This is a genomic window from Actinotalea lenta, from assembly GCF_030586465.1.
Classification (GTDB): Bacteria; Actinomycetota; Actinomycetes; order Actinomycetales; family Cellulomonadaceae; genus Actinotalea; species Actinotalea lenta.
The window spans coordinates 1,263,907-1,277,349 of record NZ_JAUQYP010000001.1 but is presented as its reverse complement, the minus strand read 5'-3'; the positions used below and the strand labels follow the sequence as shown (position 1 = coordinate 1,277,349).

Sequence of the window (13,443 nt, the reverse complement as noted above, 5' to 3'; positions counted from 1 at the left end):
GCCATGGACGTTCACGCGCTCGTGCTCTGCGGCGGGGGCCGACGCTCGGACCCTTGGCACGACCTCGCGGCCACCGGTCACGCGGTCGCCCTGGTGCTCGCCGAGCAGGGTGTGCACACCCGCTTGAGCTCCCGGCCGGCGGACGTCATGGCGCCGCTGGACACCGACCTCCTGGTGGTCAACTGCTCGGACGGCGAGGGGCCGACGGAGGGCGACGTCGACGGCCCCACGGTGGACGCCGCGATCGGAGCGCACGTGGCTGCGGGTCGGCCGATCCTGGCCCTGCACTCGGCTGCGCTGGCCTTCCCCGACGCACCCGGCTGGGCACGGGTGCTCGGCGCCCGCTGGGTGCACGGACGGTCGATGCACCCGGAGCTGGGCCGTGCGACGGTCCGGACCCTGCCGAGCCCGATCACGGACACGCTCGCGGACGTCGAGGTGACGGACGAGCGGTACTGCTTCCTCGAACCGGTCACCGACCTCGGCGCCGTCGTCCCACACGTCGAGCACCGCCACGAGGGCGTGACCCACCCCTTGGCGTGGGCGCGGACGGTCGGACCGGCCGGGTCGCGCGTCGTGTATGACGCCCTCGGTCACGACGTGCGCAGCTACGCCTCGCCCACCCGGCGCGCCCTGCTGGCCGCCGAGCTCGGCTGGCTGCTGGAGTCAGCCGGCTCAGTGCCACGTCGGCGCACCTGACTGCGCCCCGCGCGTGCGACGAGTGCGACCTGGTCGAGCAGCAACCGCAGCGCCTCCCCTCCCGCCTCGGCCGGTCGGTCGGAGACCAGGGTGAGCGGGGACGACGGCACCCCACCGCCCGGTGGCGCCACGACCACGAGGGGCAGGTCCCACCCGAGCGGCCCGGCAGCAGGGGCCACCAGGATCGCCCCGTCGATCCCCTGCAGGCGCGCCAGCGTGCGGTGCTCCCAGGCCCATGCGCCCACCGTGCCATGCCCGATCGCCACCAAGATCTCGAGCCCGCCGCCGCGGTCTGCCGCCGCGGCCGAGACGCCCGTGAGCACCTCGGCCGCCCAGTCGTCGAGCCGGGCCGCCACGACCCCGAGCATGCCGGTGCCTGCGCCGCGCATGCTCTGCGCTGCGATGCTCGGCACGTAGCCGAGTCGCTCGATCGCCAGGGCGACCCGCCGGCCGGTCTCCGGCGCGACGCCGCCCCGGCGGTTGATCACCTTGGAGACCGTGGCGATCGACACACCTGCCTGCTCGGCGACGTCACGGATGGTGGGCGCCACGTCACACCAGGCTCATCCCGCCGACGGGCCCCTGCTCGGCGATCAGCGTCGCCCGGCCGACCACCGCCGGCACCGCGGCCTGAGCCGGGCCCTCGAGCCGCCCCATCGCGCTCCCCTCTCGCCGTCCCCTGGCTCTGCCGTCCAGGTCCTGCGACGGATCCCGACACGATCGGGTCCGGGCGCTTCGAAAGTTTCTTCATAACTTTCTTAATGTTGTACGATATGGCCCAGGCAGGGCGACGTCAACGAGCCCACGGAGGACCGATGGGAAGCAGAGGCGTGACGATCGCCGAGATCGCCGAGGCGGCCGGGGTGTCCGTGCCCACCGTGTCGAAGGTGCTCAACGGCCGGAAGGGCGTCTCCGCGGCGACCAGGAGAGCCGTCGAGCGACTGCTCGACGAGCGCGGGTATGAGCGGCGCGGTCGGCCGGGGCCGGGAAGCGGTCTGATCGACTTCGTCATCAGCAGCCTGGACACGCAGTGGGCCACCGCCCTGCTGCGCGGCGCCCAGGCCGAGGCGGCGCGGCTCGGCGCGGACCTGGTGGTCACCACGACGCAGGGACGCCCCGTCGGCACCCCGGACTGGGTCGAGCACCTGGCCGAGCGCGGCTCCGACGGCGTCGTCCTGGTGGTCTCCGAGCTCCTGGACGCCGGACGCGCGGAGCTCGAGCGCCTGCACGTGCCCGTGGTCCTGGTCGACCCGGTCGGCTCGGGGTCGCAGCCCTTCGCGACGGTCGCCGCGACCGACTGGGCCGGCGGCCGCGACGCGACCGAGCACCTGATCCGGCTCGGCCACCGACGGATCGGATTCATCACCGGGCCGATCGAGCAGGTCTGCCATCGCGACCGCCTCGACGGCTACCAGGCGGCGATGCGGCGGTTCGACCTCTCCGCCGACCCGGACCTCGTGCGGCACGGGAACTCCCTCGTGGACGGTGGGCGACGGCTCGGCGCCGAGCTCCTGGACCTCGCGCAGCCGCCGACCGCGATCATCAGCGGTTCGGACGAACAGGCCTACGGCGTCTACCAGGCGGCCCGCGAACGGGGCGTGCGGATACCCGAGGACCTCTCGGTGGTCGGCTTCGACGACGTCGAGCTGTGCCAGTGGATCTCCCCGCAGCTCACCACCGTGCGTCAGCCGCTCGCGGCGATGGCCCGCGAAGCCACCCGCATGGTCATCGAGCTCAGCCGTGGCGGGGTGCGGCCCACCCCCCGGCTCGAGCTCGCCACCTCGGTCGTCACCAGAGCCTCGACCGCACCTCCACCCGGAACGAGACGCCCGGGCGGGACGGCCCGGCACGAGACGAGGAGCCCGGCATGACCCTGACGATCCGTGGCGCGGACGGCGCCGCGCACCCCTGGATGCGGCCCCTCGGTCAGCTCGGACGAGACGTGTCCGCGGTGACCGCCGGCGGGAGCCCGCTGGGCAGCATGCCCCGGCTCTACGGCAGGGAGGTCAGTGCACGGGAGGGCACCGACACGGTCGCCGCCGTGCTCGCCAGCCCGATCCGCACGATCGACACCTCCAACGGCTACTCCGACGGCGAGTCGGAGCGTCGCATCGGCGCCGCGGCGGTGGCGGCCGGCGGGTTCCCGCCGGACGTCACGGTCATCACCAAGGTCGACGCCAAGGGGACCGACTACTCGGGGGACCGGGTGCGCGCGTCGGTCGACGAGAGCCGCCAACGACTCGGGCTGGACCACCTTCCTCTCGTGCACCTGCACGACCCGGAGTACCACGACTTCGACGAGCTCACCGCCCCGGGCGGCGCCGTCGATGCGCTCGTGGGCCTCAAGGAGGCGGGGGTCGTCGGTGCCATCGGCCTGGCCGGCGGCCGTGTGCAGGTGATGGCCCGCTACCTGGCGCTCGACGTGTTCGACGCGCTCCTGGTGCACAACCGCTGGACCCTGCTGGACCGGTCCGCGGGCGGCCTGCTCGACGCGGCCCAGGCCCGCGGTCTCACGCTCATCAACGCGGCCGTCTACGGCGGCGGCATCCTGGCCGCACCGTCGGTGCCGGCCGGGGCCACCTACGGGTACCGCCCGGCGCCGCCCGACGTGCTGGAGTCCGTGCGGGCCATGCACGCGACCTGTCGGCGGCACGGGGTCGACCTGGCCACGGCAGCCCTGCAGTTCTCGTTGCGCGACGCGCGCTTCACGACGACCGTCGTGGGGATGAGCCGACCCGAACGGGTGGCCTCCACGATGGCCGCAGCGACGGCCACCGTGCCCGACGACCTGTGGCCCGAGCTGGAGGCCCTGCTGCCACCACGGCACACCTGGCTCGACGCGCCGTTCGACTGAGACCGACAGCACCGCCCACCCCGAGAGGACACCCATGCCGACCGTCTCCGCCCAGGTCCCCGCCGACGTCGCACACCGCACGGGACGGACCACGCTCACGCTGACCGCCCCCGACGGCGCGCCACTGGCCGGCCGGCCCGTGACCGTCGAGCAGGTCGACCACGCGTTCGGCTTCGGCAACATCGGCTTCGACTTCATCGAGCTGGCCAACGGCGAGGACGTCTCCGGCTCCCGGGTCTTCGGGGGCGCCCGGCGGGACCAGGCCGAGCACCTCGCCGAGCTCTGGTTCGACGTGCACAACGTCGCGACCCTGCCGTTCTACTGGCGCGGCTTCGAGCCGGAGCGCGGCCACCCGGACACCCGCCGCCTGCACCGCACCGCGCAGTGGTTCGGCGAGCAGGGCGTGACCGTCAAGGGCCACCCGCTGCTCTGGCACACCCTCGCGCCGCGGTGGCTGATGGACGTGCCCGCCGACGAGGTCCTCGACGTCGTCCGCGGCCGGATCCGCCGCGAGGTCACCGACTTCGCCGACGTCGTGGACCTGTGGGACGCGATCAACGAAGCGGTGATCATGCCCGTGTTCACGGCCGAGGAGAACGCGATCACCCCGATCGCGCAGCGCCTGGGACGCGTGGAGACCGTGCGTCTCGCGTTCGACACGGCACGCGAGGCGGGCGCGCGGACCCTGGTGCTCAACGACTTCAACATGTCCCCCGCCTACGAGCAGCTCATCGCCGAGTGCCTGGAGGCCGGCGTCCAGATCGATGTCATCGGGCTCCAGAGCCACATGCACCAGGGCTGGTGGGGCGAGGACAAGACGTTGGACGTGCTCGAGCGGTTCTCCCGGTTCGGGCTGCCGCTGCACTTCACCGAGACCACGCTCGTGTCCGGGGAGCTGATGCCACCCGAGATCGTCGACCTCAACGACTACCAGCCCGAGCAGTGGCCCTCGACGCCCGAGGGAGAGCGGCGCCAGGCCGAGGAGCTCGCCCGGCACTACTCGCTCCTCGTGCAGCACCCCTCGGTCGAGATGATCACCTACTGGGGCCTGTCCGACGACGGCTCGTGGCTCGGTGCACCGGCCGGCCTCGTGCGTGCGGACGGGACGCCCAAGCCGGCCTACGACGCGCTGCGAGGACTGGTGAAGGGCACCTGGTGGCTGGCACCCACCGAGGCGGCGACCGACGAGCGCGGCAGCCTGACCGTGGAGGGCTTCGCCGGGGCCTACCGGGTCACGGTCGACGGCCGCGCCACGGGGTTCGAGGTCACCCGGGGGGAGAGCACTGCCGTGACCGCCCAGGTCTGAGGGTCACCGGCGCGCGGCCAGGGCCGCGGCGAACGACGGGACCAGCGGCACCGTCGGGAGCAGGGCCGCCTGGTACGCGTGGTAGACGTCCGGCTTCCCGGGCCAGACCGTCGCGGCGGGGCGGTTCTCGGGGTCGAGCTCGTGGTGCCACGAACCCAGCTCGTGGTCCACGAGGTACGTGTCGGCGTACCGCCACCAGTCCGTCGCGTCGCGCAGGTACCGCGCCGACCCCGTGACCCGGTGCAGCGACGTGGCGGTGTTCACCGCCTCGGCGAGCACCCAGTGCATGCGCTGGCGCACCACGGGGCTCCCCGCCCAGTCGGTCGTGTACACGAAGCCGTCCGCACCGTCCGCGGCCCAGCCGTCCGCGACCGCGCGGTCGTAGAGCGCCACGGCGGCGTCCCGCAGCCCAGCCACCTGACCGGGCCGGCTCGCGTCGACGGCGAGCAGCAGACGCGCCCACTCCAGGCCGTGGCCCACCGTCGCACCGTAGGGCCGGAACGGGTGGTCGGGCTGGTCCCGGTGGTGGTCCAGCAGCGGCTGCCAGTGCGCGTCGAAGTGCTCGGGGATGCGCCAGTCGTTGGCGCGCGCCCAGGCCACGACGTGCGCGGCGATCCGGCCGGCTCGGTCGTGCCACACCGGGTCACCGGTGACGTCCCCGGCCGCGAGATACGCCTCGACCGTGTGCATGTTGGCGTTCACCCCGCGGTACGGGTCCAGCGCGCTCCAGGACTCGTCCCACTCCTCGACGCTCAGCCCCTGCTCGTCGTCCCAGAACCGGGTCGCCGAGACCTCGAGGGCCTCCTCGAGCACGTCGACAGCCTGCGGATCGCGCGCGAGGAAGGCCGAGGAGGCCGCGAGGACCACGAACGCGTGGCCGTAGGCCTGCTTGACCCGCACTCGCGGACCGTCGGGGCCGACGGCGGCGAACCAACCGCCGTGCTCGTCGTCGTGCAGCGGGCCGGCGAGCGACGCCACGCCGTGCGACACCAGGCGACGCAGGTCCGAGCGGGACGGCCCGCCGTCCGCCGGCGCCTCTCCTGCCATCAGACCGAGCGCCGCGACGTGCGTCATCCGGCACGTGATCCAGAGCTCGACCGGCCGGTCGCCGTCGACGGTGCCGTCCTCCCGCAGCCACCCGAAACCGGCGTGGGCGGCTCCACCCGCCATGAAGCGCAGCAGGTCGGCGCGCTGGTCCGCCAGGTACTGCTGGTCGCCCGGGATCGTCATCGTTCCTCCTCGACGGTCGGGGCACGACGCTACTGCCACCCGGCGGCGCGCTGCCCGCACATCTCAGGAATCACGGCCGGCTGCCGATCACGTGGATGCGGCCCTACCGCGGGCCGCAGCCACGGCCATGCGAAGGGGGCGACGCGTCGATGCCGACCCTCGGGCTCCCGGTCGCCACCGCGGCGCGCAGCGCGCGCAACGAGGACGACGCCGACGCCCTGGTCGCGCGGCTCGAGGCGAGCCTGCACACCACCCTCGCCGGGTGCGTGACGGCCGCGCAGGACGCCGCGACGCACGCCGCGCAGCACGCGGACCTGCGCTCCGAGGTCGTCGCCCACCACTACGCCGCCACCGCCCTGCGGCTGCTCGGGGACGATGCGGGGGCGCTGCGGGCCTGCGACCGCGCCGACCTGGTGGCGACCGCGCTGGCGGACCCCGTCTGGCAGGCGCGCGTCCTGGAGTGCCGTGGCCTGGTGCACCACGCGGTGGAGGACGACGAGCAGGCCCTCGACCTCATGCGCCGTGCCGTGGCGATGTGCCGTCGGTCCGGGGACAGCGCGGCCACCGCCGAGGCGCTCACGGTGCTCGGCAGGACGTACGCGTCGTTCCCGCCGTTCGCCGCCCGCGCCGCGGCGACGCTGTCCGAGGCGCGCCGGCTCTCCGTGGCCGCACACGACCCGGACGGTGCGGCCGCCGCCCAGGTCAGCCTCGCCATCACCTACGTGGCGACGTCCGAGCAGATCGGCCGCACCAACGCGCGCGGCGCGGTCGCCGCCGCGCGTCAGGCCCTCGCGGCGGCGAGGCTCGCGGTCGAGGAGGCCGACTCCGCCGGGCTCAGCGCGCTGGCGATCGACGCACGCCTCGCCGTGGCGACCTCTCTGGCCGCGATCGGCGACGACGCCGCCCTCGAGCAGGCACTCGACTCCGTCGAGGCGATGCTCGACCGGTTCCCGTCCCCGGCCCAGCGACTCGCCCTGCACCGGCTGCGCGCCACGCACCTGCGGAGTCGGGACCTGCCGGGCGACGCCATGGCGGAAGCGAGACGAGGACTGGCGGTGGCGGTGCCGAACGAGCGGCTGGCCGAGCGCGCCGAGCTGCTGGAGATCGTGGCGGCGGGACTCGAGGCCCAGGACGATCTCGCTGCGGCCCTGGCGGTGCGGCGCGAGCTGCGCGACCTGGTGTCGGCGAGGCTCGACAGCCTCGCCGAGCGTCGCTCCGTGCTGCTCGCAGCCCGACTGGACGCGGACGAGGCGCGGCTCGCCGCGGACCGGGAGCGCCGGAGAGCGCACGAGCTCGAGGCGCGCAACGCCCGGCTGAGCTGGGAGGCGACCCACGACTCGCTGACCCGGCTCGCGAACCGGCGCGCCCTGGAGGACGAGCTCGCGCGGCACTGCGCGACGGGCGTCCGGCCCCTGTCGGTCTGCCTGATCGACGTCGACCACTTCAAGCGCGTCAACGACGAGTTCTCGCACGCGACGGGCGACCACGTGCTCGCCCGGCTCGGCGAGGCGCTCGCGTCCGCGGTGCGGACCGGCGACCTCGCCGCGCGCTACGGGGGCGAGGAGTTCGCCCTGGTGCTGCCGACGGCGGACCGACGCACCGCCGGCATCGTCGCCGAACGGATCCGCGCCAGGATCGAGGCCCTCGTCTGGGCGCGCGGCGTCCCGGACGGGCGGGTCACCGTGAGCGTGGGCACCACCACGGCCGACGGCCCGGCCACCCCGGCAGAGCTGTGCGCGGCAGCGGACGCGGCCATGTACCGGGCCAAGAACGCCGGCCGCAACCGGGTCTGGGTGTCCTGAATGCCATCGCCGTCCCGGCCTGCACCGGGCGCGCCGCGCACGCTCGATGGGGTGACGGCCGCACCCGGCGAGCCGCCCACCGCGCGGTGGGCCCGGGCCCGCGTGACCGTGCTCGCCGGGTGGTGCGGCACGCTGCTCGCGGTCGGCGCCGCGACCGCCGCGCTGCACGCCGTGGGCGGCGCGCCGCACCCCCTGGCGCACGTCTACTACCTGCCGATCATCTACGCCGCTGCACGGTTCGGCCGCCGGGCGGGCCTGGCGACGGGGGCGTTGTCCGGGCTGTGCGCGGGGCCCCTGATGCCCGACATCGAGACCGGCGGGGCCCAGCCCTGGGGCAGCTGGGCGATCCGGCTGGCCTTCTTCGCGCTGGTGGGGGTCGCGACCGCGTGGCTCGCCCGCCAGCCGCCCCGGCACCTGGGCACGATGCTCGGCGACGTGCTGATGGGTCAGCAGCTGCGCGCCGCCGTGCGCCGGCACCAGATCCGCCTGCACCTGCAGCCGATCGTCGCCCTCGCCGACGGGCGCGTCACCGCGGTCGAGGCCCTGTGCCGGTGGCAGGACCGCCCGGGGCACGAGGTGCCGCCGACCCGGTTCATCGGAGCCGCCGAGCGGACCGGGGCGATCGGGCCGCTGGGCCGCGAGGTCCTCCGTCTGGCGGGCGAGCAGGCGGCGCGGTGGGCCGGCGGACCGCAGATCACCGTGAACGTCTCGGCCGCCCAGCTCAGCGACCCCCGTTTCCTGGACCAGCTCGACGCCGCGATCGCTCTGGCCGGGGCGCGTCCGGACCAGCTGTGCGTGGAGATCACCGAGACAGCGATCGTCAGCGATCCCGGCCTCGCGCTCCGGGCCGTGCGCGGGGTCCACGACCGGGGTATCCAGGTCGCGCTGGACGACTTCGGAACGGGCGAGTCGTCGTTGACCTACCTCGCCACCTTCCCCATCGACGTCGTGAAGATCGACAAGTCCTTCGTCGACACGGTCGACACCGACCCCACGGTCACCACCCTCGTCCGCACGATCATCGACATGGCCCACGGCCTGGGCGCCGCGACCGTCGCCGAGGGCGTGGAGCGCGCCGACCAGCTGGCCGTCCTGCGCACGCTCGGCTGCACGCACGTGCAGGGCTACCACCTGGGTCGCCCGGTACCTGCGCAGGACCTGGACCTCGCACCGCGCTGCCTGGGTGGGCTTGCGGCGCCGGCCGGGCACGAGCACTGACGCCGTCCAAGGTCTCATCGCCGCGCCGTACCTGCCGATTCCACAGGTGCCCACCGGTAGGCACGCCCCCCTCACCCACGGAAGGTCGTCATGAAGCGCGCACGTCACACCTCCGCAGCCACCCCGGTGCTGGACCGGGTGGGAGCGGCAGCGATCCTCGAAGAGCTCCCCGTCGCGGCCCTCGTGGTGGACGAGACGGGGACCGTGGTGCACCGCAACCGCGCCGGCGGTGCACTCGCCGACGCCGTCACGGCGACGTACGGAGCGCCCGTGCTCGGCGCGCTGCGCGACGAGCTCGCCCGGGTCGTGACCACGGCGCCGTCCTTCCCCGTGAACCGGACCGTGACCCACGGGGTCGGGGACGTGCAGGTGGAGGTGGACCTCCAGGTGTCGCGGATCGAGGGCGGCTTCGTGGGGGTGTGGTCCGACGTGACCGCGGCCCGCACCGCCGCCCGCGGGACCAAGGACGTCGCCGATGCGCTCGCCTCGTCCGCCACGGAGCTGACCGGCTTGGGCGACGCCCTGGCCCAGAGCACCGACGAGGCCTCCGCCCGCGCGGCGACCGTCGCCGCCGGGTCGGAGCAGATGTCCGCCAGCATCCGCGAGATCGCCAGCAGCTCCGCCGCGGCCTCCGAGGGCACCGCCACGGCCGTGGGCGCGGCCGGCGTGGCCGGGGACCGCCTCACCGAGCTCAACGAGTCCGTCGCGAAGATCGGTCAGGTCTCGAACCTCATCACCTCGATCGCCGAGCAGACCCACCTCCTCGCGCTCAACGCCACGATCGAGGCCGCGCGCGCCGGTGAGGCCGGCCGTGGGTTCGCGGTGGTCGCCGGCGAGGTCAAGAGCCTGGCGGACCGCACCCGGGAGGCCACCGACGAGATCACCGCGATGATCGCCACGATGGAGGGCGCCAGCACCGCCGCCGTGGAGTCCATCAGCGAGATCCTGCGCCTGATCGACCACGTCCAGGGGCAGCAGAGCACCGTCGCCGACGCGGTGCGCGAACAGGCGAACGTGGCCGACGAGATGACCCGCGGCGTCGCTGCCGTGGCCACGGCCGTCTCCTCCTCCGCGGAGGTGCTGACCAGCCTGCGGGCCTCAGCCGACCTCGTGGCCCGCAAGGCCGCCGAGCTCGAGGGCCTCGTCACCGGCTGACGCACGGCGCCCATGGCGGCGTCGTGCCGACCGGCCTCGTCCTGGATCCGGGCCGGGAATCCCTCACGCGGACGCCGGTACCAGCCGATGTGACTGGTGATCATCCTGACCCCCCAGGAGGCGACATGGCCGCGCGAGGCCTCGCGACGCGGTGGCAGCTCCCGGTGCTGACCGGCAGCGCGACCGTGGACGTGCTGGTGTACAGCGCCGTCGTGGGCGCCGCCGTCGGCCTGGGGTTCCCGTCGGTCCTGGTGGCCACCGGCTTCGCGCCGCAGGTGGCGACCTCCGGCCGGACCCGGATCCTCTGCGTCGTGGCCGGACTCCTCGTCGCGGCGGCCAACGCCCTGCTCGCCCGCCTGGTGATCGGGAGCCGCCTGTCGCGACTCGCCCGGGCGATGCGGGCCGTGCGCACGTCCGTGGAGCACTCCGTGGTCTCGGGCGACGTCGAGCTGTGCCGGGACGGCTGCCACGTTCCGGTGGACTCGGCCGACGAGATCGGTGCCGTGGCGGCCGACTTCAATGCGCTCGTCGACGCCGTGGGCCGTGCCCACGCGGCGCAGCGGGACCTCGCCGACCTCACCCGCGCGGCGACCAGCGGTCTGGACGCGGAGCGCCTGTGCCGCACCGCGCTCGGCGAGCTCCGGGCACGGTCGGGCGCCGCGGGCGCCGCCGTGCTGGTCTCGACCGACGGGGACCGCCGCGTGGTGACCGACGGCGCCGTCCCGGCGGAGCTGTTGAACGCGTGCGAGAGCTACCTGAGGGGTCCGCAGGCGGCCCGACGGACCGAGGCGGACGTGGCGCGCCTCGGCTGGTCGTGCACCGCACTGGCGGTCGAGGAAGCGGCGCTCGGGGTGCTCCTGCTCCCGGGCACGAGCCCGGACCCGGGCCGGCGGCGCCTGGTCCAGGTGTTCGCGGCGACCCTCGCGGTGTCGCTGTCCAACGCCGTGGCGCACGAGCGCCTCGCCGTGCAGTCCCGGGTCGACGAGCTGACCGGGGTGCTCAACCGACGGGCCGGCCTGGCCGCCCTCGCCGAGCACCTGCGCGGTGGGGACCGCGCCCCGGTCGCCGTCGCGATGATCGACCTGGACCACTTCAAGGCCGTCAACGACGCCCACGGCCACCTGGTCGGCGACCGCCTGCTCGCCCACGTCGCGGACACCTGCCGCCGAGCGCTGCGCGCCGAGGACGTGGTGCTTCGGTACGGCGGTGAGGAGTTCGTCGCCGTCCTGCCCGGGCAGGGCGCCGGCGAGGCTGCGGCCGCCGCCGAGCGGCTCCGGGAGGCCGTGGCCCGCAGCCCGTTGCGGCTGCGGGACGGGACGTGCCTGCAGGCCACGGTCAGCGTGGGCGTCGGCGTTGCGGGGGACGCCGCCGACCCGATCGGCCATCTGCTGCGCGAGGCCGACGCAGCGCTCTACCGGGCCAAGGAGTCCGGGCGCAACCGTGTCGAGGCCGCGCACCCTGCCGCCCGCGGCGCCGGGGTGCCGTGACCTCAGGCGACGGGAGCCCGGGGGGCGAGCAGCTCGCGGACCTGCGCGGCGGTCGGAACCCGACCGGAGAGCAGCACCTCGTCGTCGACCACGAGGCCGGGCGTGCGCATGATCCCGTAGGACGCGATGTCGGCGTACTCGGTGACCTTCTCGAACTCCGCGTCCAGACCGAGCTCGGCCACGGCCTCGCGGGTCACACGTTCGAGGTTGACGCAGTTGGCGCAGCCGGAGCCCAGGATCTTGATGTTCACTTCTTTCCCTTCCCTCACGCCAGGACGGCGTTGAACAGGTAGCCGACGGCGAGGATGCCGGCGGCGACGACGGCGATGAACGTGGCGATGAGGCGAGGCTTGAGCACCCGGCGCAGCAGGATCATCTCCGGCAGCGAGAGCGCGACGACGGCCATCATGAACGCCAGCAGCGTGCCCATCGGCAGGCCCTTGTCGTGCAGCGCCTCGACCAGCGGCAGGATGCCGGCGGCGTTGGAGTACAGCGGAACGCCCAGCAGCACGGCGACCGGGACGGCGAGCGGGTTGCCCGCTCCGGCGTACCTGGCGAACAGGTCCTGGGGGGCCCAGCCGTGGATCACGGCCCCGAGGCCGATCCCGACCAGCAGGTACGGCCAGATCTTGCGCAGGATGCTCCCGACCTCCTCGCGCCCCATCTGGAACCGGTCCGCCCAGCTCAGGCCGAGCGTCGAGTCGAGGACCTGCCCGCGCAGCCGGGTCTCGAACACGAAGGGCTCGACCCAGCGCTCGGCCCGCACCCGGCCCAGCACCATGCCCCCGACGATCGCGACCAGCAGCCCGGCGCCGATGTACAGCAGCGTCGGGCCGATCCCGAACAGGCCGAGCAGCAGGGCGATCGCGACCTCGTTGACCATCGGGGAGGCGATGAGGAAGCTCATCGTGACCCCGATCGGCACACCGGCTGCGACGAAGCCGATGAACGCCGGCACGGCCGAGCACGAGCAGAACGGCGTCACGACGCCGAGCCCCGCGGCCATGACGTTCCCGACACCCTCGCGCTTGCCGCCCAGCAGCGCCCGGGTGCGCTCGACGGACATGAACGAGCGCAGCACCGTGACCACGAAGATGATGCCGGTGAGCAGCAGGCCGATCTTGACCGAGTCGTAGACGAAGAAGTGCACCCCGGAGCCCAGCCGGGACTCGGGGTCGAGGCCGGCCACGTCGAAGACCAGCCAGTCCCACAGGTGCACGTTGAGCTCGTAGGCCGCGACCCACACGGCGGCCGCGCCCGCCAGACCCAGCCAGCGCCGCGTCGCGCTCCCCGCGCCGACCCGCTGCGCCAGGCTCACGACGCCACCGCCGACCGGCGGGCCGCCCCGGCCGTCGGCAGGGCGTGCGCCAACCGCTCGTGCGCGTCCGGTGCGAGCGTGTAGTCGACCCAGCGACCGCGTCGCGCCGTGGTGACCAGTCCGGCGTCCCTGAGCACCTTGAGGTGGTAGCTGAGCAGGTTCGCGGCGACCTCGACGTGCGCCTGCAGGTCGCACACGCAGTGCGTCCCGCTGCCGAGCAGGTCGAGCACGGCCCAGCGCACCGGGTCCGCGATCGCGGTGAGGACGGTGAGCGACTCCGCGGCACGCTCGGCGGCTGCGGTCGGTGACAATTCGATGCGAATTGATTCAGGCACCGCTGAATCGTAACCCCGCTCGCGCCACCCGCCTGGGAC

At 74.2% G+C, this 13,443-nt stretch carries 13 protein-coding genes; 8 read left to right on the top strand and 5 right to left on the bottom strand.

What is annotated here, in order from left to right; genetic code table 11:
- Window positions 1-3 precede the first annotated feature (3 nt).
- Window positions 4-699 (top strand): ThuA domain-containing protein, encoded by a 696-nt coding sequence (locus tag Q6348_RS05980; RefSeq protein WP_304600390.1) that lies wholly within the window; start codon window positions 4-6, stop codon window positions 697-699.
- Here the strand turns inward: Q6348_RS05980 and Q6348_RS05975 are convergent.
- On the bottom strand, window positions 609-1,250 hold the full coding sequence (locus tag Q6348_RS05975; RefSeq protein WP_304600389.1) for a LacI family DNA-binding transcriptional regulator: 642 nt from the start codon (window positions 1,248-1,250) through the stop codon (window positions 609-611). The genes Q6348_RS05980 and Q6348_RS05975 overlap by 91 nt on opposite strands.
- Window positions 1,251-1,460: 210 nt before the next feature.
- Between Q6348_RS05975 and Q6348_RS05970 the strand changes: the two genes are divergently transcribed.
- From Q6348_RS05970 to Q6348_RS05960, 3 genes are read left to right on the top strand one after another with little or no spacing between them, the layout of a single operon-like run.
- Window positions 1,461-2,570 carry a LacI family DNA-binding transcriptional regulator gene (locus Q6348_RS05970; protein WP_350339644.1) on the top strand — a complete coding sequence of 370 codons (1,110 nt, stop codon included), beginning with the start codon at window positions 1,461-1,463 and terminating at the stop codon, window positions 2,568-2,570.
- Window positions 2,567-3,553 carry an aldo/keto reductase gene (locus Q6348_RS05965; RefSeq protein WP_304600387.1) on the top strand — a complete coding sequence of 329 codons (987 nt, stop codon included), beginning with the start codon at window positions 2,567-2,569 and terminating at the stop codon, window positions 3,551-3,553. The genes Q6348_RS05970 and Q6348_RS05965 overlap by 4 nt, the downstream gene beginning before the upstream one ends.
- 34 nt (window positions 3,554-3,587) lie before the next feature.
- Complete coding sequence (locus Q6348_RS05960) at window positions 3,588-4,859, top strand: endo-1,4-beta-xylanase (protein WP_304600386.1); 1,272 nt, start codon at window positions 3,588-3,590, stop codon at window positions 4,857-4,859.
- Between the two features lie 3 nt (window positions 4,860-4,862).
- Here the strand turns inward: Q6348_RS05960 and Q6348_RS05955 are convergent, their stop codons facing one another.
- Window positions 4,863-6,089, bottom strand: a complete 1,227-nt coding sequence (locus Q6348_RS05955) for an AGE family epimerase/isomerase (RefSeq protein WP_304600385.1) — start codon at window positions 6,087-6,089, stop codon at window positions 4,863-4,865.
- Between the two features lie 149 nt (window positions 6,090-6,238).
- Between Q6348_RS05955 and Q6348_RS05950 the strand changes: the two genes are divergently transcribed.
- The 4 genes from Q6348_RS05950 to Q6348_RS05935 all read left to right on the top strand — a co-directional run bounded on the left by Q6348_RS05950 (window position 6,239) and on the right by Q6348_RS05935 (window position 11,751).
- The gene (locus Q6348_RS05950) at window positions 6,239-7,891 is read left to right on the top strand and encodes a GGDEF domain-containing protein (protein WP_304600384.1); all 1,653 of its coding nucleotides are present in this window, start codon (window positions 6,239-6,241) and stop codon (window positions 7,889-7,891) included.
- A 51-nt stretch (window positions 7,892-7,942) separates the two neighbouring features.
- On the top strand, window positions 7,943-9,109 hold the full coding sequence (locus Q6348_RS05945; protein WP_304600383.1) for an EAL domain-containing protein: 1,167 nt from the start codon (window positions 7,943-7,945) through the stop codon (window positions 9,107-9,109).
- A gap of 90 nt (window positions 9,110-9,199) precedes the next feature.
- The gene (locus Q6348_RS05940; RefSeq protein ID WP_304600382.1) at window positions 9,200-10,264 is read left to right on the top strand and encodes a methyl-accepting chemotaxis protein; all 1,065 of its coding nucleotides are present in this window, start codon (window positions 9,200-9,202) and stop codon (window positions 10,262-10,264) included.
- A gap of 125 nt (window positions 10,265-10,389) precedes the next feature.
- Window positions 10,390-11,751, top strand: a complete 1,362-nt coding sequence (locus Q6348_RS05935; protein ID WP_304600381.1) for a GGDEF domain-containing protein — start codon at window positions 10,390-10,392, stop codon at window positions 11,749-11,751.
- A gap of 2 nt (window positions 11,752-11,753) precedes the next feature.
- On the opposite strand, the gene Q6348_RS05930 is transcribed toward Q6348_RS05935, so the two are convergent.
- The 3 genes from Q6348_RS05930 to Q6348_RS05920 are packed head-to-tail and all read right to left on the bottom strand — an operon-like array spanning window position 11,754 to window position 13,404.
- Window positions 11,754-12,002: a thioredoxin family protein gene (locus Q6348_RS05930; protein WP_304600380.1), complete on the bottom strand. Its 249-nt coding sequence runs from the start codon at window positions 12,000-12,002 to the stop codon at window positions 11,754-11,756.
- Window positions 12,003-12,016: 14 nt separating this feature from the next.
- On the bottom strand, window positions 12,017-13,069 hold the full coding sequence (locus tag Q6348_RS05925) for a permease (protein ID WP_304600379.1): 1,053 nt from the start codon (window positions 13,067-13,069) through the stop codon (window positions 12,017-12,019).
- Window positions 13,066-13,404 (bottom strand): ArsR/SmtB family transcription factor, encoded by a 339-nt coding sequence (locus Q6348_RS05920; protein ID WP_304600378.1) that lies wholly within the window; start codon window positions 13,402-13,404, stop codon window positions 13,066-13,068. Before Q6348_RS05920 ends, Q6348_RS05925 begins: the two co-directional genes overlap by 4 nt.
- Window positions 13,405-13,443: the final 39 nt, after the last annotated feature.

Coding starts and splice junctions, on each gene's coding strand:
- Q6348_RS05935 (WP_304600381.1), top strand. CDS start 10,390: ATGGCCGCGCGAGGCCTCGCGACGCGGTGGCAGCTCCCGGTGCTGACC.
- Q6348_RS05950 (WP_304600384.1), top strand. CDS start 6,239: ATGCCGACCCTCGGGCTCCCGGTCGCCACCGCGGCGCGCAGCGCGCGC.
- Q6348_RS05940 (WP_304600382.1), top strand. CDS start 9,200: ATGAAGCGCGCACGTCACACCTCCGCAGCCACCCCGGTGCTGGACCGG.
- Q6348_RS05970 (WP_350339644.1), top strand. CDS start 1,461: ATGTTGTACGATATGGCCCAGGCAGGGCGACGTCAACGAGCCCACGGA.
- Q6348_RS05960 (WP_304600386.1), top strand. CDS start 3,588: ATGCCGACCGTCTCCGCCCAGGTCCCCGCCGACGTCGCACACCGCACG.
- Q6348_RS05965 (WP_304600387.1), top strand. CDS start 2,567: ATGACCCTGACGATCCGTGGCGCGGACGGCGCCGCGCACCCCTGGATG.
- Q6348_RS05955 (WP_304600385.1), bottom strand. CDS start 6,089: ATGACGATCCCGGGCGACCAGCAGTACCTGGCGGACCAGCGCGCCGAC.
- Q6348_RS05980 (WP_304600390.1), top strand. CDS start 4: ATGGACGTTCACGCGCTCGTGCTCTGCGGCGGGGGCCGACGCTCGGAC.